Origin of the sequence: Parapedobacter indicus, from assembly GCF_900113765.1 — a bacterium.
GTDB lineage: Bacteria > Bacteroidota > Bacteroidia > Sphingobacteriales > Sphingobacteriaceae > Parapedobacter > Parapedobacter indicus.
Map to the genome: position 1 here is coordinate 89,297 of NZ_FOQO01000012.1, position 19,404 is coordinate 108,700.

Annotated in this window: 16 protein-coding genes and 1 tRNA gene; 6 read left to right on the forward strand and 11 right to left on the reverse strand. The window is 51.7% G+C overall.

What is annotated here, in order from left to right; translation table 11 throughout:
- Positions 1–36: 36 nt before the first annotated feature.
- Positions 37–495, forward strand: a complete 459-nt coding sequence (locus BMZ56_RS21455; protein WP_090630651.1) for a hypothetical protein — start codon at positions 37–39, stop codon at positions 493–495.
- Positions 496–549: 54 nt separating this feature from the next.
- On the opposite strand, the gene BMZ56_RS21460 is transcribed toward BMZ56_RS21455, so the two are convergent.
- The 8 genes from BMZ56_RS21460 to BMZ56_RS21495 form a co-directional block, all read right to left on the reverse strand.
- Positions 550–625, reverse strand: a tRNA-Gly gene (locus BMZ56_RS21460).
- Between the two features lie 90 nt (positions 626–715).
- Complete coding sequence (locus BMZ56_RS21465; RefSeq protein WP_143072987.1) at positions 716–1,834, reverse strand: hypothetical protein; 1,119 nt, start codon at positions 1,832–1,834, stop codon at positions 716–718.
- Between the two features lie 11 nt (positions 1,835–1,845).
- Positions 1,846–3,213: an FAD-dependent oxidoreductase gene (locus BMZ56_RS21470; protein ID WP_177195249.1), complete on the reverse strand. Its 1,368-nt coding sequence runs from the start codon at positions 3,211–3,213 to the stop codon at positions 1,846–1,848.
- A gap of 40 nt (positions 3,214–3,253) precedes the next feature.
- On the reverse strand, positions 3,254–4,678 hold the full coding sequence (locus BMZ56_RS21475; protein WP_090630973.1) for a RagB/SusD family nutrient uptake outer membrane protein: 1,425 nt from the start codon (positions 4,676–4,678) through the stop codon (positions 3,254–3,256).
- Positions 4,679–4,759: 81 nt separating this feature from the next.
- Positions 4,760–8,056: a TonB-dependent receptor gene (locus BMZ56_RS21480; RefSeq protein ID WP_245893340.1), complete on the reverse strand. Its 3,297-nt coding sequence runs from the start codon at positions 8,054–8,056 to the stop codon at positions 4,760–4,762.
- A 105-nt stretch (positions 8,057–8,161) separates the two neighbouring features.
- Positions 8,162–9,286, reverse strand: a complete 1,125-nt coding sequence (locus tag BMZ56_RS21485) for a FecR domain-containing protein (protein ID WP_090630660.1) — start codon at positions 9,284–9,286, stop codon at positions 8,162–8,164.
- Between the two features lie 32 nt (positions 9,287–9,318).
- Positions 9,319–9,876: a sigma-70 family RNA polymerase sigma factor gene (locus tag BMZ56_RS21490; protein ID WP_090630663.1), complete on the reverse strand. Its 558-nt coding sequence runs from the start codon at positions 9,874–9,876 to the stop codon at positions 9,319–9,321.
- 104 nt (positions 9,877–9,980) lie between these two features.
- On the reverse strand, positions 9,981–11,522 hold the full coding sequence (locus BMZ56_RS21495) for an NAD(P)/FAD-dependent oxidoreductase (RefSeq protein ID WP_090630667.1): 1,542 nt from the start codon (positions 11,520–11,522) through the stop codon (positions 9,981–9,983).
- A gap of 99 nt (positions 11,523–11,621) precedes the next feature.
- On the opposite strand from BMZ56_RS21495, the gene BMZ56_RS21500 reads away from it, so the two are divergent.
- The 5 genes from BMZ56_RS21500 to BMZ56_RS21520 all read left to right on the forward strand — a co-directional run bounded on the left by BMZ56_RS21500 (position 11,622) and on the right by BMZ56_RS21520 (position 15,993).
- Positions 11,622–12,203, forward strand: coding sequence for a LemA family protein (locus tag BMZ56_RS21500; RefSeq protein WP_090630979.1), 582 nt, complete (start codon positions 11,622–11,624; stop codon positions 12,201–12,203).
- A 5-nt stretch (positions 12,204–12,208) separates the two neighbouring features.
- Positions 12,209–12,646 (forward strand): TPM domain-containing protein, encoded by a 438-nt coding sequence (locus BMZ56_RS21505; protein ID WP_090630670.1) that lies wholly within the window; start codon positions 12,209–12,211, stop codon positions 12,644–12,646.
- Positions 12,633–13,421: a TPM domain-containing protein gene (locus BMZ56_RS21510; protein ID WP_090630673.1), complete on the forward strand. Its 789-nt coding sequence runs from the start codon at positions 12,633–12,635 to the stop codon at positions 13,419–13,421. The genes BMZ56_RS21505 and BMZ56_RS21510 overlap by 14 nt, the downstream gene beginning before the upstream one ends.
- 17 nt (positions 13,422–13,438) lie before the next feature.
- A complete protein-coding gene (locus BMZ56_RS21515) occupies positions 13,439–14,785 on the forward strand; it encodes a DUF58 domain-containing protein (RefSeq protein ID WP_177195251.1) in 1,347 nt (448 codons plus the stop codon).
- 77 nt (positions 14,786–14,862) lie between these two features.
- Positions 14,863–15,993, forward strand: coding sequence for a TlpA disulfide reductase family protein (locus tag BMZ56_RS21520; protein WP_090630679.1), 1,131 nt, complete (start codon positions 14,863–14,865; stop codon positions 15,991–15,993).
- Between the two features lie 155 nt (positions 15,994–16,148).
- Here the strand turns inward: BMZ56_RS21520 and pfkA are convergent, their stop codons facing one another.
- The 3 genes from pfkA to BMZ56_RS21535 are packed head-to-tail and all read right to left on the reverse strand — an operon-like array spanning position 16,149 to position 19,345.
- The gene (pfkA, locus tag BMZ56_RS21525; RefSeq protein ID WP_090630682.1) at positions 16,149–17,123 is read right to left on the reverse strand and encodes a 6-phosphofructokinase; all 975 of its coding nucleotides are present in this window, start codon (positions 17,121–17,123) and stop codon (positions 16,149–16,151) included.
- 7 nt (positions 17,124–17,130) lie between these two features.
- Positions 17,131–18,867 (reverse strand): protein-disulfide reductase DsbD family protein, encoded by a 1,737-nt coding sequence (locus tag BMZ56_RS21530; RefSeq protein ID WP_090630685.1) that lies wholly within the window; start codon positions 18,865–18,867, stop codon positions 17,131–17,133.
- 25 nt (positions 18,868–18,892) lie between these two features.
- The gene (locus tag BMZ56_RS21535; protein WP_090630688.1) at positions 18,893–19,345 is read right to left on the reverse strand and encodes a protein-disulfide reductase DsbD N-terminal domain-containing protein; all 453 of its coding nucleotides are present in this window, start codon (positions 19,343–19,345) and stop codon (positions 18,893–18,895) included.
- Positions 19,346–19,404: the final 59 nt, after the last annotated feature.

Sequence of the window (19,404 nt, forward strand, 5' to 3'; positions counted from 1 at the left end):
TTTTCGGTTTCTCTTACTATTGTTAAAAAAAGAGTCATGAAACACAAGACATTCAAACAAGCATTCATGCAGCTATTTATGCTTGTTGCGCTCGGCTTTACGGTGTTTGGTTTTACCGCTAACTTGGGGTTGGACAGTTACGAAATCTATCTCAACAACAAGCTCATCCTGAAACAGTACGTGAATCAGCCCCTGAGTTTGCGGAAACTGCAATTGGAGAAGGCAAATGCAAATGACCAACTGCGTATTAATTATACGCACTGTCATGGAAATGGGGTCGGCACGGATCGGAGTATTGCCATTAAAGACGAACGTGGAAACACGCTTAAGAAATGGGATTTTGCCGATGGTAAAGGAGCGAACACCAACATGATAATCGCGGTAGGGGAGTTGTCGCGATTGGAAAGGGAACATGCTAATCAAGACCTAAGCCTGCATTATGCATCACGGGAACTTCCCAAGGGGGAAGTATTGGCGTTTTTGCGGATGGAATGATGGCTGGTCGGTTACTGAACAACGCCCGATGCGACCGTACGCATCGGGCGTTGATGGAGCGAAAGACGAGGCTCGAACTCGCGACCCTCGGCTTGGGAAGCTGATGCTCTACCAACTGAGCTACTTTCGCTGATATTCCTGCTGTCAGCAAATGTAACGCAGTGGACGGTTATTTTCCAATTATTTTTTAATCTTTTATCGCGGATCAGTGTCGCATTTGTCATTCCAAATTATCGGCAGTAACCTCATCCAAAAATTTCTTTACCTGGTTTGCCACGAATCGGTTCTCATGGTCCAGCAAAGCAGCTACCCGCAAAAGCAGGGCCTGGTTTTCCGGAAGGTACTTACGCAGGCTTTCCAACCCCGCAGTCAATACGGGGCCATTCATGGGCGGCAAGTGGCGTGCAATATCCAGTAGAACCGTATCATCGGGATGGTCGCACGCGCCGATTTTCCTGAGTAGCGCTGGCTTCAATGCATACTGAACACAGTCAAATTCGGCCCATAGTGCTTGCTGGAACGCCGACTCCGCACACCACGCCTGCGGCACTGCCTCGATGGCATGGGCCGCCAGGTTGTATGATTCACTGCATACTAGATCAAGCACCCGGTCTTTTAGGACTCCGGGAGTATCGGATAGGAGACTGAGCCGATTCAACGCCCAATGGCGATCCCATACACTGGCGCTGTTCAGAATAGCAAGCAAATAATTCGCATCCAAGGCTTGCTCCGTCGCCTTTACCACCTCTCGCTGCGTGTCGCCGTATATCAGGTTCCAGATTGTATAGGTGGTAAAAACCGCTCCTTTTACTACATATTGCAGCACATTCTGGGAAGTGGCACCGGTAATTCCATCCAATACTCCGATGACGGGACGCATAGGTACCAGCTCTTCGTAGGTAAATGAGCCGATCGGTGACAGGCTGTCGGTTAAGATATCGTGCAGCCGCAGGTATTCGTCCAGGGTGAACGGCTCATGTTCCGCCTTACTGAGAAACTCGTGGGGCGGCAATTCAAAACCGAGGTATCTTCCGGTCACATTCCAATATAGATTTACGCGCAGCAACCGGCAACTGTTATCAAAGCACACTTCCGTAACCACGCTGCGATAATACGAGACAGGCTTTCCTTCCAAAGACATCAGTTGAAACAAGGTGTCTTTCGGTGCCGCGGTTTCACCCGTGTCAATAGGAATCGGGTGTATGAGGTATACATCCTGGGGCAGCGTGGGTTCTGTGAAATAGCGGATCGGTGCTACTTGTTGCTGACTCCACGCAACGGTGTTCCCGCATAACGACACGACCAGCACGATCCCCATCGTAAGAACACGATTCATCATGACTTACCTCCTCATGTGTATTGTGCCGGAACGATCGCCCCGTGTCCAGTTAGGAGTTGCCTGAGGTCTGCCATCGGCACATCTGCCGGCGTTTTGCCCTGGCTGTGAGCAATCACCGCTGCCGCCGCTGCTGCTTGCCCCATACCCATGCAGGATGCCTGCACGCGCAAGGCCGAGTTGGCCAACCGGTCGCTGCCTAAACAACGGCCGGCAACAATCAGGTTGCGGCTTCCCTGGGGAATGAGCGCGCGCAAAGGTATGGTTGCTACAAAACCCTCTTTCAGGTGTTTCGGTACCACACCGTTTTCGTCGTGTAGGTCTATCGGATAGTACGAATAGGAAACCGCATCGTCAAAAATCCGGCCCGTCACGTAGTCTTCGTGGGTAATCTGATAGGTGCTGTCGATGCGGTAAGTCTCACGGGAAGCCGTTTCATGCTGCATATCCAATACTTTCAGGCGTTCCAGCCCCGGCAGCGTACGCAGGAATTTTACGGTCCGCAGCAGTGACGCTCGCCCCTTTAGGTTGGCAATGGTATGCGATGTAGAGGTAGTTGCATCGGCGGCTGCAATGTGCTGTACGTTGTCGCCGGCTTTATGCAGCAACGACCCCACATTGAGAAACTCGCCCTTAACGAGGATACCGCGGTCGACCGCCTCTTTAAACGCGCGGGTGATCTGTGGCATATCAAGCTGGTCAAGCGAATAGCCACCGATGCGGAACATTAGTGTGCCGGGTTGGATCTCCGCTCCGCGCAATCGGTTGAATCCCGCTAGGGATACGGCTAATGCGTTTCCGGTACAGTCGATCAATTGGTTGCATACGATCTCGGTCTGTGTACCTTTCCCAACAGTGGTTACCTTCCACCCACCCTTCGGATGTTCTACAATTTCCGCCGGCGTCTCGTAAAAGCGAATGTCTACCCCCGCTTCCACACATTTATCCTCAATGACCAAGGCATAAAGCGGGCCATTCAAATGCACTTGATGTTTCCAGTGCTGGCGACCGTGCGGGACAGAAAAATCCGGCAGTTGATCATCGTTCAATGCCACCGCTTCCTGTACCAATTCCCACCCGATACCGCCGATAACCTGTTTGCCCCAGGCAAAGAAAAGACCGGGGAATGCCACCCCGCCGGTTGTCGTTGTTCCGCCCAGCATGCTTCCGTTTTCGACCAGGATCGTTTTCTTGCCTGCACGGCCCGCCTGTATAGCGGCAACCACCCCGGCGGTACCGCCGCCGATCACCAGGATGTCGGTGTGCAATGTTTCTTTCTTAATCGGCTGGGGCCGCTGGATCACTTCTCCGTTGAGTAGCCGGGGCGCAGTTAGCCCCAAGGAGAATGCGCCCATCGTGGCAATTGCTGCCCTCCGTTTCATTTTGTCCATTTGTTTTCGTATCTGTTTGTTTCTGGATGTATCAGTAGCCCGGGTTCTGGTCGATTGCCGGGTCTATTGCGTTGTTAAAATTCGTTTCAGAAAGCGGAATCGGCCATAGCAGATGTTTCTGGACCACCGGTTTCCTTTTGCCATGCAGGATGAGGTCATCAAGCTTTCCGGTCCGTTTCAGTTCGAACCACCGTTTGCCCTCATAGACAAACTCATAACCCCGTTCACGGGTAACAAGGTCTATAAATGCTTCGACCGTATAATCTGCTGAATCAAAGTCGACCTCAGCCGGGATATTCGGAGCGTATCCGTACGCCCGCCGGTGCACTTTGTTCAGCGCTTCCATGGCCGCTGCGCTGACGGTGTTTTCGGCCCGGGCACTTGCCTCGGCGAAGATCAGCAGCGCATCGGATAGCCGGTAGATGGGCAGGTCGTTTCCGGCGGTATTTCGGTCGAGCGCACCCGGGTCCGCGTACTTGGCACTGACCAACGTGTTGGGACCCAACCCGAAATCAATCTGATCCCAAAGCTGTTTCCTGATATCACGGTCATCCCAGTCGAGGTAGTTCGGGTTTGTGGCATCGCCATGAACGGCGTAGGCACCCGTACCATCGGCCGTAAGCAGTTTGGTACTGGGGTGGTTGGATATCCACAGGATGTAATTGCCCTGTCCCGGTAGGCGGGCATACTTCAGCGCGAAAATCTCCTCACTGCTTGCCATAATGTCGGGGCCAAAGATGTTGTATTGAAAATCTTCTTTGCTGCTCACGCTGACCAAACTGAACCCGGCCTGTGCCACCTCATTGGCCTGTTCGGCGGCTTCGCTATACCGGTTCAACTGCAAAAACACTTCGGCAAGCAGCGTCTTGGCGGCCCACTTGGTGGCTCTGCCACTGGCCGATGCGGTTTCAGGCAGTTCACTCGCGGCAGCAGTCAGATCCGCCAGGATGAGTTGATAGACCTCGTCTTCCGTACTGCGCGGCAGGTCTTTCTCGGCCATGTTCGCTTCCGTACGCAGGGGCACCCCGCCCCAGTTTCTTACCAATTGGAAATAGGAAAATGCCCGCAGAAATCGGGCTTCAGCTACGTAAACTCTAAACGCTTCTTTCTCAGAGGCGTTAGCGATGACGAGGTTTGCATTTCGTACGGTGAGGTAGAAGGCGTTCCAAAAGCCCTGTATCCGTGTAATATTTGCATCGTCCAACCCCTGGTAATTGCTCAGAGGCGTCCAGCTGCCGCGGCCGTACATCCAGTCCGACTGGCACTCCAGCGTGGCAATGTAGTTTGGCATCAGGTCTTTCCGAAGCGGCGGGTAAATGGCGTTGACCGCCGCTTCCACTTCTGCTTCGGTGTTGTAAAAATTTTCTTCCGAGATCTGTTTGGGCGCTTCTTCAAGGGCCTTTTCACAGGCAGCGAAAAGCAAGGCCATGCAAAGCGAGGTGACCAATTTTATCATTCCGGTAAAAGGTATGTTGGAAGGTTTTGGGAAACCTACAGTGTTTATCAGCGTTTTCATGCGATTGTATCTAAGAATTATTTAAAATCCGGCGCGGATACCAAACGTAACCGATTTTGCCGATGGATAGCTGTTGTGATCAAGCCGGAAGTTCGTTTCCGGATCCCACCAGGTGTAGTTGGTCAGGGTAAACAGGTTCTGGCCGCTTACATATACCTGAATGCGCTGAACCTTATTGATATTCAGTGCCGTCAACGGTAAGTTGTAACCAAGCGAGATGTTCTTCAACCGAAGGTATGATCCATCTTCAATAAAGCGGGTAGAAACCTTTACCGGCGTTGAACGGCTGATCCGTGGATAGTCGGCATCGGTTCGATCGGTTGTCCAATGGTTTTCGTAAACACTTTTGGGCATGTTCAGACCAAACCCATAGTCCATTGTATTGGTGATGGAACTGGCGTTGAAAATATCATTTCCATAGATACCTTGCAGAAAAAATGAAAACTCAACGTTCCGGTAGTTCATGACCGAGTTGAACCCATAGGTGAAATCGGGGTTTGCATTGCCTATATAGGTCTTATCACCCGAACTGATGCTGCCATCCCCGTTTATATCGCGGTATATAATGTCGCCTTTTTCATCATAGCCATCCTCGATGTATCCCCAGAATTGGCCAACCGGTCGGCCTTCCCGCAGGATACTCGTGGCGTCACTGACGATGATCATACCAATGTTGTCACGTAAAACATCCTCCTGGTTATACAAGCTGACGACTTTATTCCGGTTGAACGCGATGTTGGCGTTAATATCCCAGGAAAAGTTGTCCGTAAAAGGCCGTGCTTCGATGCCGAACTCGAACCCTTTGTTTTGTACTTTCCCCACATTGCGGATGGCCGTGGTGTAGCCCATGGATGCCGGCAGGCGCACGTCGCTCAGCAGGTCACGCGTATTCTTCAGGTAATAATCGGCCGTCAGCAGGATGCGGTTACTCAGGAGGCCTACGTCCACACCGATATCCAGCTGTTCCGTGGTTTCCCAGGTCAGGTCGTTTGGCAGCCGGGTAGACGGGCCGACGGTGTTGAAATATTCATTGTTGAAGATGGTTTTACCCGCGGACAGCAAGTTTAATGTGGTGTAGGGGCCGATGGCCTGGCTGCCGGTGAGCCCCCAGCTCGCCCGTAGTTTCAGGTCAGAGATCGTCGATATACCGGCCATGAAGTCCTCGTTTGAGATGCGCCACGCCAGTGCAGCCGAGGGGAAATTCCCCCACTTGCTTCCTGGTGAGTAACGGGACGATCCGTCGCGGCGGAAACTCACTGTAGCAAGGTAACGATCGTCGTAACTGTAGTTGGCACGTCCGAGGAAAGACACCAGTGCCGATTTTACGTAATTCGAACCCGGTACGCCCGGTGTGCCTGCCGCCCCAAGGTTGTAGGTTTCATAAATATCGGAGAGAAAATCCGTTCCCCCGGCGTTGACTGATGTGTTGATGAAATTCTGGTAGGTAACGCCTGCCACTGCGGCAAGGGTGTGTTTATCGAAGGTTTTGGTATAGTTCAGCGTATTTTCATTCAATAAGCTGGCCTGCTGGGTGGTAGATATATTAGCGATTCCCGGGCTGTCGAAAAACAAGGTGGTTGTGTAGTTGTCCGAACGGTCGTCCCGGTTTTCCAGTCCTCCCGCTACCTTCAATATAAGCTCCGGCGTGATCCGGTAGGAGATTGCGGCGTTGATCAGCGCTACGTTGGCCTTGGTTTGGGCGGAGCTTTCGTTGATCCAGTTGATCGGGTTACGCAGGTCGGTGGCCAAGAACGGATATGCGGTGTGAAGAATACGGTAGGAACCGTCTTCGTTGTAGGGGGTGAGGATCGGTGGGGCAGAAATGGCCGCTGCGATCATGGAATTACCGCGGCTTCCACCGCCGCTGTCCCGCCGTTCGGTTGTCAGGCGGGAGAGGACCATGTTCAGTTCCGCGGAGAATTTGTCATTTATTTGGTGGTTAACGCTGCTCTGCAGCGAATAGCGGTCGTAGTTACTCCCTTTGATGATACCGTCCTGCCCAAAGAAGCTTCCACCGATGGAAAACTGTGTCTTTTCATTCCCCCCGCTTACACCAAGTGCTGCTGTGGCCATCGGTGCACGTTGAAATACGAAATCCTGCCAGTCAAACCCGCTACCAAACGCTGCGATCTGATCGTCCGTGAAATACGGAGCCACCTTATCGTTCACTGCCTGCTGGTTATAGAAATGTGCATATTCCTGGGCATTCATTAGGTCGATCTTGCGGATCAACTGCTGGGTACTGTAGCTGGTTTCAAACGATACATTCGTGCGGCCGGCCTTTCCCTTTTTGGTCGTGATGATCACTACCCCATTGGCACCACGCGAGCCGTAGATGGCGGTGGCCGATGCATCCTTCAGGATCTCGATACTTTCGATATCGGCGGTATTGACCACGGAGGGGTTTGATCCCGCAATCGGAAAGCCGTCAATCACATACAGCGGTTCGTTACTTCCCTGGATCGAATTGCCGCCCCGCACCCGGACCGACAGGCTCGGACCGGGGGCGCCGGAGCTTTGCCGGATGTGCACACCGGGCGCCCGGCCCGCTAGTGCCTGTAGCGCATTGGCATTTGGAAAGGCATTGACTTCTTGTGCTTTCACCTGGGCCACCGCACCGGTAAGGTCTTTTTTCTTCACGGTTCCGTATCCAACCACGATCACCTCATCGATGTCTTGTATGCTCTCCGTAAGGGTGACGTCAAGTGTCTTGCCTTCGGTCACGGTGATCACTTGCTCCAGATACCCCAGTCTTCGGAATACCAGCACCTCGCCTGTGGTTGCCTGAATGCGGTATTGTCCGGATGCTCCCGTCGAGGTTACCCGCGAGGTTCCTTTTACCTGAACGGTTACATCGGCAACAGGGCCGTTTAGGTCGCTCACGATCCCCGTGATGTAGTAGGGTTGAACGGAGCGACTCGGCGGATTTTCCTGACGTGGACTAACGGGTAGGTCCCCAGGTCTGTTGCGTGCCACCCGTTCCAGCACAATGACGCGGTTTCTGCGCAACTCATAGAGAATTCCTTTGTCTTCGAGCAGGTAGTCCAGCACTTCGTTGAGTTTTTTACGCTTAAAGTCAAAGCTGACCCGCTCGCGGTCATCGAGCAGCTGGTTACCGTAGAAAACAGTCAAACCGGTTTCTTTTCTGATCATACCGAAGGCATCGGCCAGCGATACATTCTCTGCCTTCATGGTGACCATCCGGTCAGTGATGTCCTGGTTTTCGATTTCAGCCTGGGTCGTCGTCGCGAAGAATATCCACGACATTGTCAGCAAAAGCATTCGCTTCCTGATCACGGTTCTTTTGATGTTGTTCATTTGAATTAGTATCGTTTATAATGCTGAAGGGAAATTCCCCTCCGGTCACAGGTACTACACCGATACTTCAGAATCGGGTGAACGGTTGATCAGCTATTCAGGAAACTAATAAAAAATCAGCGTGTCTTCCTCAATGCGGTATGAAATATCGGTTGACGTATGAAGGTCTGAAAGGAAATAGGCAAGGTGATCTCTTTCCAGCAGGCCGCTGATCCGATGGCGGGTAAGTCTGCCGTCGGCTAGTTTTACCGAAAGGCCATACCATCGGTTAATGACTGGAGCGAGTTCGTCGAGTGATGCGTTGTTGAAGTAGTATACACCATCTATCCAAGCGGTCGCTTCCACGGTGTCGAATGTTGCTTGTTGGAATCGGTTCCCATCAAATTCGGACATAAGGCCCGGGTGAAGAAAAATAGGCGGTTCGTTTTTTGCCGAAACTTTTACACTGCCTTCAACCAGTGCTGTCCGGATGGGCTCCTCGCGATAACTGCTTACGTTGAATCGGGTACCCAAAACCTCTACAACCGTACCCCCCGCATGAACGATGAATGGCTTTTGCTCGTTTTTTGCGACGTCGAAATAGCCTTCCCCCTTCAAGGAAACTTCACGGAGGCTATCGTCAAATCGTGAGGGAAAATGCAGCTCTGACGCTGAATTCAGCCATACCTTGGTCCCATCGGGCAACGTAACTTGATACGAACGCTTTGGGGGGACCACCAGCGTACTCATTACGACTTCTCGTGAGTGAACCGACTGCAGTTCCGTTCCTACGACACGGATCTCCAATGGTCCCAAGGCATGCACCATCCCTTGGCCCGATCCGTCCAAATCAACCGCTTGGCCATCTTGGGTAAGCAACTGCACGTGGTCGGAAGTCGCAGCTATCATCGGAAATTCGATCGGAGCGGTTTGTTCCTGGTATCGGAAAATGAAAATCCCTATAATGATTACAGCTGCCACTGCGGCATAACGCCAAAGACGCCGTATACGGGTGGTCCGTTTAGCGGTGATGCGCGCTTTCAATTGATTTAACTCGTGCTCCTGCTCCAGTCCGGACAGAAAATCGTCAACATCTATTCGTAAACGTTCTTCGTCGAACGACTGCCAAATCTGCTGTGCTGCCCCATCAGATTGCAGTAAACCAGCCAAACGAATTTCATCTGCTTCCGAAATCACGCCGGAAAGCTTCTCCATATACAACCGCCTTATCGTCTCGTATTGGGATTCCATAGTTATAGTTACACCAGCCCGCACGAATCGGGCTAATCTTTTGCCGGACGCATCAGTGCCTCTCGCATTTTTTTCAGTCCGATCTTCAGGTGCGTTTTCAACGAATTGACGCTGATTCCCATTTGGTCTGCCGCTTCTTGGTATCGTTTTTCCTTCACATAAACGAGCTTAAGTGCTTCTTTTCGTTGCACCGATAGCAATGAAAATGCCTGGTGCAACTTATCGTACATTTTTTCATTTGTGCTGGGGTCGGGTAATGCATCTTCCGTTACTCCATCCAATCCCAGGTGTTCCTTGCGCTTCCGCTCACGCTCCGCGCTCCGCAATCTATTGAAACAGCGGTTTGTGATTGCACGGTAAAGATACCCCTTTATATTGCCTTCTAAATGGAAATATCCTTTTTTTTCAAATAAATCAACAAAGAATTCCTGTACCGCATCCTTCGCTTCTTCTTCATCTTTTAGGTAAAAATAGGCGTTTACATAACACAGTTTATAGTATTTAGCAAAAAGCATGTCGTACGCGCGGGCATCATCAGCTTTTAATAGCGCTAATAGCGCATCATCTGACAAGCCGTTTATTTCTTCCATGGAGCTTATAATAGGTTTATAACATAATTGGAAAGGACAAAGTTAAAAATTAATCGTGCAAGACCAAAAACGGGATGCAGGACAGAACAGAACAGTCGGGTGCCTCAACCCTCTATCGCATCTGCACAGTTCATCCCATCAATGGCTGCCGATACAATTCCTCCTGCATAGCCGGCGCCTTCACCACAAGGATATAGCCCTTTAATCTGTGGGTGCTGCAGGGTATCTTTATCCCTCGGTATCCGAACGGGCGATGACGTACGCGATTCCACCCCCACCAATATCGCCTCGTTGGTATAATACCCTTTCATTTTCTTGCCAAACAATGGCAGCGCCTTCCGCAAGGCATCATGGACGAAAGCGGGTAGCACGTCGGAAAGCAGGGCGCTTTTCGTGCCCGGTTTGTAGGAGTTTGCGGGAAGATTGCTGGAAAGCCTGCCTTCCACAAAATCAACCATCCGCTGGGCAGGAGCCACCAGATTACCGCCACCGACTACATCGGCCCGTTCTTCTACCTCGTGCTGAAAATCTAGCAGGGCAAAGGGATATTTTGCCGCGTGGGGCACATCTTCAAGGTTGACCTGTACCACCGTGCCTGAGTTGGCGTAAGGGTTGTTTCGTTTGGAAGGCGACCAGCCATTGACGACCACTTCGCCTTTATCCGTGGCACACGGTGCGATGACGCCGCCGGGACACATGCAAAAGGAGAAGACGCCCCGGCCACCCACTTGCTCCACCAAACTGTAATAGGCAGGGGGCAGGTGTTCGCTCCGCACCGAACAATGGTACTGTGCCTGGTCGATGATCTCCTGCGGATGCTCGATGCGGACCCCCAGCGCAAAGGGTTTGGCTTCCACCAGCCACCGCTTGCGGTGGAACAGTTCGAAGAGGTCACGCGCGGAATGGCCGGTGGCTACTATAACATGCTTGGCATTCAGGTGCTCGCCGGAGGCCAGCGTTACCCCGGTTACCTCCCCGGATGCTTCGGTGATGTCTACCACTTTGCTGTTGAAATGGATTTCGCCGCCGTGTTTCAAGATGGTGTGACGTATGGCCTGGATGATGTGCGGAAGTTTATTCGTGCCAATGTGCGGACGAGCATCGACTAAAATGTCATCCGTAGCACCGTGTGCTACCAGTAGTTGTAACACCCGCTGTACATCGCCCCGCTTATTGGAGCGCGTATAAAGTTTCCCATCGGAGTAGGTGCCCGCACCTCCCTCACCAAAACAGTAATTAGAATCGGGATTTACGATTCCCGCTTTATTCAACACTGCCAGATCCCGGCGGCGTTCCTGTACGTTCTTGCCCCGTTCGATGACGATCGGACGTAGCCCCTTCTCCAGGCAACGCAGGGCCGCGAACAGTCCCGCAGGCCCCGCGCCTATAATCAGTACGGACGATGCACCTGCAACATTGACATAATGAGCCGGGAAAATCTCCGACACTGGCGACTCATCAATGTAAAAGATAACGCGGATGCGGAACACGACTTGTTTTCCCCGTGCATCGATGGAACGCTTGCGTATTTTTAGGCCTTTGATGCGTGTTAACGCGATGTTCAGCTGTGCTGCGCCCTTTCGGAGGATGTGCGCTTCGTCTGAAATTTTCTCAGGAAGAATGGGTAATTCGATTTCTTGCTGCATGTTAGGATGTCGGGTTTTTATCCCGAAGTGTAACAAAGGTATGGATTTTGTCATCAAAGTTGTAAATTAGTGGCAATAATGCATTTAAACTCAATCAATATGAAGAGACGATTAACGGTGGCGATGGTAGGCTTGTTTGCCGCCATGACATTCAGCTCCTGCGGGTACAATACCCTCGTTAACTTGGAGGAAAACGTGAAAGGGAAATGGGCACAGGTCGAAAATGCGTATCAACGCCGTGCAGACCTCATTCCCAATTTGGTCAATACGGTGAAAGGTGCGGCTAACTTTGAGCAGGAAACCCTTACGCAAGTCATTGAAGCCCGTGCCAAAGCTTCATCGGTTACCGTTGACCCCGAGAACCTGACGCCCGAAGCGATTCAGCAATTTCAGCAGTCGCAGGATGCGTTGTCGCAATCGTTGGGCCGCTTGCTGGTTACCGTAGAACGCTATCCCGAGTTGAAAGCCAATCAGAATTTTTTGGAGCTGCAAGCTCAATTGGAAGGCACGGAAAATCGCATCAGTACGGAGCGCCGGGCATTCAACGAGGCCACTCAGGAATATAACTCATCGGTACGGCGGTTTCCTAATAACCTGACTGCGGGGATTTTCGGATTTAAACAGAAAGGCTATTTTACTGCAGAAGCGGGCGCCAATCAGGCTCCTGAAGTGCAGTTTTAGGAATTATGCAAGCATTCACAGAAGAACAGCAGGAAAAAATAGTCCTTGCCATCCAGCAGGCAGAGGCCCGCACGTCGGGTGAAATCCGGTTGGCGGTAGAACCCCATTGTAAAGGAGAACCATTGGACCGGGCGATGGTGTATTTCCAACGGCTGGGTATGGATAAAACGGCCCAGCATAACGGTGTATTGATCTACCTGGCTACTGAAGATCATCAGTTTGCCATCGTGGGAGATCGCGGCATCCATGCACGGGTACCCGCCGATTTCTGGGAAAAAACAAAAGAGCGCATGTTGCATCACTTTAAAGGGGGCGATTTGGTACGGGGCCTTATCGAGGGAATCGTGCATGCCGGAGAACAGCTACAGCACTTCTTTCCACGTGAAGCGGATGATGTCAATGAGTTACCGAATGATATAACCTTTGGCGATGGGAAAGAATAAGCTGTTTTTGGCAATCGTCTTTACGGTGCTGACCAGGGTCGTCGTGTGGGCGCAGGATTTTCCTGCCACACCCAATACCTTGGTCAATGATTACACGCAGACACTCTCGGCATCTCAGGTGCAGCAGCTGGAACGTAAGCTTGTTGCTTTTGATGACAGTACGTCTACCCAGATTGCCGTGGTCGTTATGAAGTCAACGGGTCAATACGATATCGCAGACTATGGGGTGCGCCTGGCTCAGCGTTGGGGCATAGGAGGCAAAGAACATGACAACGGAATCCTGCTGTTGGTAGCGTTGGGCGATCGTGCGGTTACCATCCAAACGGGCTACGGCGTAGAAGGTGCCGTACCCGATGCGATTGCATACCGGATCATTGAAAACGAAATCAAACCGGCATTCCGTCAGGGCGATTATTTTTCGGGTATTGACCGGGCTACCGACGCACTTATTGCCTATACCAAGGGTGAATATAGCGCGCCCCCCAGGAAAGAACGGGGAGGTGGCGGAGGGATGGGCTCGATCTTCCTGATTGTGATTATCGTCGTGGTCGTCATCGCCTTATTCAGTCGCGGCGGCGGCGGTCGTGGCGGCGGCCGCGTTATGGGTGGCCGTGGCGCTTCTGACCTGTTGTGGTGGACACTGCTGAGCGGCTTGGGCCGTGGTGGTAGCGGTGGTGGCGGCTTCGGAGGAGGCGGATTTGGTGGCGGCGGTGGTGGCTTTGGCGGTTTCGGCGGCGGTGGCTTCGGCGGCGGCGGGGCCAGCGGTAGGTGGTAAGGTGATGTATACAGCCAGTGAAGCGGTTTTTCCAAAATTTTTACCTCGATTTTTTCCCTACGAGGCGACTGTTTGCCGCGCTGGGAACGGTGTCTATGCTGTATTTGCTAGCATTTTTTTTCCCGGCTATCGAGGTCCTTCCCATCATTGGCTTCTATGCGCTGCTCATTCTTTTGGGGCTTGATATTTTTCTTCTCTACCGCCCCCGTGAAGGACTATATGGCCATCGGAATACCCCTGAGCGACTGAGCAATGGCGATGAGAATGAAATCGGCATTTATGTAGCCAACCAATATCGGTTCCCGGTTCGGGTAGGCATTATCGACGAGGTACCCATTCAATTTCAACGGAGGGATGTATGGTTTGAAACCAAGCTCTTGGTGGGCGGGCAAAAGACCATCACTTACCAGCTACGCCCGCTCAAGCGAGGGGAATATGCTTTTGGACGGATCCGCTTATACGCACAAACTTCCCTCGCTCTTATACAGCGTAGGTTTACCACCGGAAATTCCGAGACATTGCCCGTTTATCCTTCCTTCGTCCACCTGCGTAAATACGAGCTAATGGCTGTTTCGCAGCGGCTCAGTGACTTTGGGGCCAAGCGTCTACGCCGCATCGGACACAGCATGGAGTTTGATCAAATCAAACAGTACGTTCCGGGCGACGATTATCGTACGCTCAATTGGAAAGCAACGGCTCGGCAGGGCCAGCCGATGGTCAATGCCTATACCGACGAACGGTCGCAATCCGTCTATTGCGTGATTGATAAGTCACGTACCATGCGCATGCCGTTCAATGGGCTTAGCCTCCTTGATTACGCCATCAACGCCAGCCTGGCATTATCCAAGGTGGTGATGGGTAAGGAAGACAAAGCCGGGTTGATTACCATTTCCGACCGGAAAGGAGCCGTGATACCCGCCGATCGGAAGGCCGGTCAGCTCCGCCGGATTATCGAGGTTCTGTATCGGGAGAAAACACGCTATTTGGAGACGAATATGGAACTGCTGTATACAACCATTCGGCAGACCGCCAAACAGCGGAGTTTGCTGGTTTTTTTTACCAACTTCGAGAGCATGTCCGGCATGCAGCGCCAGCTTCCTATGCTGAAACGTATCGCCCGATTTCACGCGTTGGTTGTCGTTTTCTTCGAAAATACCGAATTGGCAAAGCTGACAAACAAACCTGCCGCAACGATCGAAGATATTTACCTGCATACCATTGCCTCGAAATTTGCCTATGAAAAAAAGCAGATTGTCCGCGAGTTAAACCTGCACGGCATACAGACCATTCTGACGCCACCGGAAGATCTCACGGTCAATACGATCAACAAATATTTGGAGATCAAAGCACGACAGTATTTGTAACCACTTGTTTACATGCTGACCTTTTACATAAAATTTCTCATCTTTGTGGTATGTACTGCACACAACAAAATAGAAGCATGCGTAAAATCGCTTTGATGGCGATGACTGCATTGCCAATGCTAGCCGTTGCGCAAGAGGACTTCACGATATCCGCAAAAATCGGTAAATTAAATGCTCCGGCTAAGGCGTACCTTAGCTACCGCACAGCAGCTGGCGCCACGTTGGACTCCGCCGACGTGAAGGATGGCACGTTCAAGTTTCATGGCAGCGTAGCGGAACCCGCTCAGGCATTGGTGCTTCTTGCCCACGAGGGAGGAGATATCCGCCAGATGGAGGATCCGGATCGGGTGGCCATTTACCTGGAAAAAGGAGCCATTAAAATTACCGCCGCCGATTCGCTTGCAAAGGCGTCGGTAGATGGCGGAACGATTAACAAAGACTTTGCCACATACAACGAGCGTTTGACCCCCTTGCATACCAAAATGGGCGAGTTGATGGCCCGGTATACCGCGTCCTCGGATGAACAAAAGCAGGATCCGGCGTTCGTACAAGAACTCCAGGCGGAAGCCATGTCCCTCCAAGAAGAGCAAAGAAACATCGATTTTCAGTATATTGAAGATCACCCCGCCAGTGTGGTCAGCTTAGACCTGCTGCACCCTTATGTCGAATCTGAATCCGCCACTGAGGTCATTGAACCTGCGTTTAACGCACTGTCGGCAGCGTTGAAAAACTCCGATAAGGGCAAAGCGATTTCTGAACAATTGGAAACTGCCAAACGGTTGGACATTGGTGCGATAGCTCCGGAGTTCAGCCAACCCGATACGGCGGGCAATTCCATTGCCTTGTCTTCCTTGCGGGGAAAGTATGTGCTGGTCGATTTCTGGGCAAGCTGGTGCGTGCCCTGTCGCCAGGAAAATCCCAACGTGGTAGCTGCCTATCACACGTTTAAGGACAAAGATTTCACCGTATTCGGTGTATCGCTTGATCGCCCGGGGGCGAAAGAGGCGTGGTTAAAAGCGATTCATGACGATGGGCTGCAGGATTGGCCGCATGTGTCGGAACTGAAATGGTGGCAAACGAGTGTCGTGGAGCAATATGCCATTCAAGGTATTCCTGCCAATTTCCTGCTCGATCCGGAAGGTCGCATCATCGCTAAGAATCTGCGCGGTGAAGATTTACACGCTAAATTAGCGGAGTTGCTGGATTAAATACCCAGCAGTTCATACGCTGCGCACCGAAGGTGAATCCGGTTTATATTTTTCTCGCAAAGGCGCAAAGACGCTAAGAAAAGCCACTTTGCGGCTCTGCGCCTTTGCGAGAGACAATTTAAGCTGCAAAGGCCCGCTTCGCGAGCCGCGCGTGCTTACGACGACAGAATGTCTACCATGCGGAGCAGGTTGTCATTGACCGCTCCGATGTGCTTAATGGCCTTTTCAAAAGGAGTAAATTCAACCTTGCTATGAATCAATCCGGCCATTTCGCCGCGCCGCCCTTCCATAAGGGCCTCTACAGCCGCTACACCCAATCGGCTGGCCAACACGCGGTCCATACAGGATGGGCTCCCGCCCCGTTGGATGTGGCCCAGAATGGAAACCCGTAGGTCGTAATGTGGGAACCGCTCTTTGATGCGCTCGGCGACAGCAAAGGCTCCGGCGTCATCACCCTCGGCGACAATAATCACCCGTGAGGCCTTGTTCTTACGGGTACGGTCCAACCGGTCCATCATAGCTTCGTAATCTACCTTGATCTCGGGGATGAGGACACACTCGGCACCTACACTGATGCCCGACCGCAGGGCAATGAGCCCGGAGTCGCGCCCCATTACCTCTACCACAAATACACGGTCATGTGATTCGGCCGTATCGCGGATTTTATCGACTGCTTCGATGACGGTATTAATGGCGGTGTCATAGCCGATCGTAAAATCCGTGCCAGCCAGGTCGTTGTCAATGGTTCCTGGAAGGCCAATTATAGGAATGTTGTACTCTTCAATGAATTTCGACGCTCCCGTAAAGGTACCATCGCCACCAATGGCTACCAATCCGTCTATGCCTTTCTTCTGTAGGTTTTCAAAAGCCCGGCGGCGGCCTTCCACCGTGCGGAATTCTTCACTGCGGGCCGTCTTGAGAATGGTTCCTCCGCGTTGGATGATGTTGGCGACAGACTTGGCGTCCATGGCGAATATATCATCGTGCACCATTCCGTCGTATCCCCGACCGATTCCAAATACGTTCAGGTTGTAATATAATCCCGTGCGAACGACGGCACGTATGGCGGCGTTCATGCCCGGTGCGTCTCCACCGGATGTAAACACAGCGATGTTTTTGATGTTGCTCATTGTGAAATTATTGTGCTTGCTTTTCGTTAAATGTCTTTAGTCCTTGTTCCAAATATGCGAGAAATTTCTGTTTGTTGAATTCGGCGCCGATCGGAGGCGATACCAGCAATTCTTCATCCGGCGAATACAGCACGTAGTAGGGCTGCGAAATCGAGTTGAAGCGTGCGGCCTGCAGGTGCATAAATTTTTTGCCAACGGTATTCACCTGCCGTTTGAGTACGTCGGAATAGAATTGCTCTTCCTTGGGCAATTCCTGCCGCTCATCGGTATACAACGATACCACGATGTATTCATTGCGAAGCAGGTTGTCTATCGGCGGGTCTACCCATACGTTGTTTTCCATTTCGCGGCAATTAACGCATCCATGCCCCGTGAAATCCAGGAACAGTGGCTTATTCACCTGCTTGGCGTAGGCTAAGGCTTCGTCGTAGTCGAGAAATCCATCGATGTCATTGGGCACATGGAGCGGGATATCGGCATATTTCTTTACCGCGGGCATACCCGCCGCCGTGCCTGTCGCCGCCGTACCCATCGAAACCGTACGTTGATCATAGGTAGCCACACGGAAATCCTGCGTATGCATGGGCGGTACCAACCCGCTGATCACCTTCAGCGGCGCACCCCACAGGCCCGGCACCATGTACAGCGCAAAGGCAAAGAAGCCCCCTGCCAGGAAGAGCCGCGTAAGCGATACATAAGGCAAATCCGAATCGTGTGATAACTTGATTTTACCCAACAGGTAAAATCCAGTGAAGGCGGCAATGACAATCCATAACACAAGGAAGACCTCGCGATCCAGTATACGCCAGTGGTATACCAAATCTGCCGTAGACAGGAATTTGAGTGCCAGCGCGATTTCCAGAAAGCCCAGTACAACTTTTACGGAATTTAACCAACCGCCAGACTTGGGAAGCGAGGTGAGCCAATTGGGAAATACCGCAAATACCGTAAACACCATCGCTAGCGCCAGCGAAAAGCCAAACATGCCAATAACCGGACCGAGGTAGTTGCCCGTTTGGTTCACCAATACGATGACGCTGCCGATGATTGGGCCGGTGCAGGAAAAAGATACCACGGCCAGGGTGGCTGCCATGAAGAAGATGCCAACCCATCCCCGGGCATCTGATTTCGAGTCTACCGTATTGACGAATGAGCTGGGTAGGGTAATCTCAAATGCACCTAAAAACGAAATGCCAAAAATGAGCAATATCGCAAAGATAAAGAGGTTGAATATGCCGTTGGTAGCCAGTTCATTGAGAGCGCTGGCGCCGAAGAGGATGGTCACCAGTAACCCCAAAAGTACGTAGATAACAATGATGGATAGGCCGTATAACAACGCTCCACGGATGCCTTTTCCTTTGGTTTCCGCCCGCTTGGTAAAAAAGCTGACGGTGAGGGGAATCATTGGGTAGATACAGGGCATTACAATGGCGAGAAACCCGCCCAGAAAGCCGGCTACGAAGATGCCCCAAAGCGACTCAGGCGTATCGGTTGTCCGTACCGGTGTTGCTACGGATGTCTGTGTGTCTCCCGGTGCGGTTGCAGCGGTATCTTGACCATCGGTAAATACCACATCTTCCGGCACGTCCATCAGGGTATCGTCGCCCAATTCAACGGAGGTATCCTGCCCGTCTGTAAACACTACGTCGTCAAAATTGAGCAACGTATCTTGAGCGAAGCCATGCGGCACGCCCGTAAAGACCATACCCAACAGGAATGATAAAACAAGAATAAGGTGCCTCATGAATTCGTATTATACGTACCGCTACTTATTTTACCGCTACGGCAAACGTGACTTCGTCGGGAGGGAGGCAGCGTTCAGCGTCGCACGCCATATACTCAACAGCACCTTTGACCGTGGTTTGCCCTTTCTTCAGCTTCACCTTTTGCTGAAATACCACTTCTTTGTCGAAATACCCTACATCCATCTTAAACACCTCCTCGTGTTTCACCTTGGGTTTGGGTTCGGCGGTTTTGCCGACCAACGTAAAATCGCCCGAAGGTGTAAACGTGAAGCTGGTTTTAATGGGGCCTCCTTCTTCCACATGCTGAGAATAGATATGCCATCCGTTGTCCATGGTGGCCTTCATGAAAACAACGGCTTCGTCTTTACTGATTTTCTTCGCCCCAAACTGCCATTTTACCGGTCGTTCAATCTGCGCCGAAACACCGGTGACCGCTAGTAAAAAAACAACGGCCGTCATTAAAAAATTCTTCGTCATAATCAACTATGTTACATGTAAATTATAGGAATAAGACCTTGCTTTCTTAAGGAGGTTTA

Excerpts from the sequence above, each read along its gene's own strand:
- BMZ56_RS21455 (WP_090630651.1), top strand. The coding sequence starts at position 37 with ATGAAACACAAGACATTCAAACAAGCATTCATGCAGCTATTTATGCTT.
- BMZ56_RS21465 (WP_143072987.1), bottom strand. The coding sequence starts at position 1,834 with ATGATGAATCGTGTTCTTACGATGGGGATCGTGCTGGTCGTGTCGTTA.
- BMZ56_RS21470 (WP_177195249.1), bottom strand. The coding sequence starts at position 3,213 with ATGAAACGGAGGGCAGCAATTGCCACGATGGGCGCATTCTCCTTGGGG.
- BMZ56_RS21475 (WP_090630973.1), bottom strand. The coding sequence starts at position 4,678 with ATGATAAAATTGGTCACCTCGCTTTGCATGGCCTTGCTTTTCGCTGCC.
- BMZ56_RS21480 (WP_245893340.1), bottom strand. The coding sequence starts at position 8,056 with ATGAACAACATCAAAAGAACCGTGATCAGGAAGCGAATGCTTTTGCTG.
- BMZ56_RS21485 (WP_090630660.1), bottom strand. The coding sequence starts at position 9,286 with ATGGAATCCCAATACGAGACGATAAGGCGGTTGTATATGGAGAAGCTT.
- BMZ56_RS21490 (WP_090630663.1), bottom strand. The coding sequence starts at position 9,876 with ATGGAAGAAATAAACGGCTTGTCAGATGATGCGCTATTAGCGCTATTA.
- BMZ56_RS21495 (WP_090630667.1), bottom strand. The coding sequence starts at position 11,522 with ATGCAGCAAGAAATCGAATTACCCATTCTTCCTGAGAAAATTTCAGAC.
- BMZ56_RS21500 (WP_090630979.1), top strand. The coding sequence starts at position 11,622 with ATGAAGAGACGATTAACGGTGGCGATGGTAGGCTTGTTTGCCGCCATG.
- BMZ56_RS21505 (WP_090630670.1), top strand. The coding sequence starts at position 12,209 with ATGCAAGCATTCACAGAAGAACAGCAGGAAAAAATAGTCCTTGCCATC.
- BMZ56_RS21510 (WP_090630673.1), top strand. The coding sequence starts at position 12,633 with ATGGGAAAGAATAAGCTGTTTTTGGCAATCGTCTTTACGGTGCTGACC.
- BMZ56_RS21520 (WP_090630679.1), top strand. The coding sequence starts at position 14,863 with ATGCGTAAAATCGCTTTGATGGCGATGACTGCATTGCCAATGCTAGCC.
- pfkA (WP_090630682.1), bottom strand. The coding sequence starts at position 17,123 with ATGAGCAACATCAAAAACATCGCTGTGTTTACATCCGGTGGAGACGCA.
- BMZ56_RS21530 (WP_090630685.1), bottom strand. The coding sequence starts at position 18,867 with ATGAGGCACCTTATTCTTGTTTTATCATTCCTGTTGGGTATGGTCTTT.
- BMZ56_RS21535 (WP_090630688.1), bottom strand. The coding sequence starts at position 19,345 with ATGACGAAGAATTTTTTAATGACGGCCGTTGTTTTTTTACTAGCGGTC.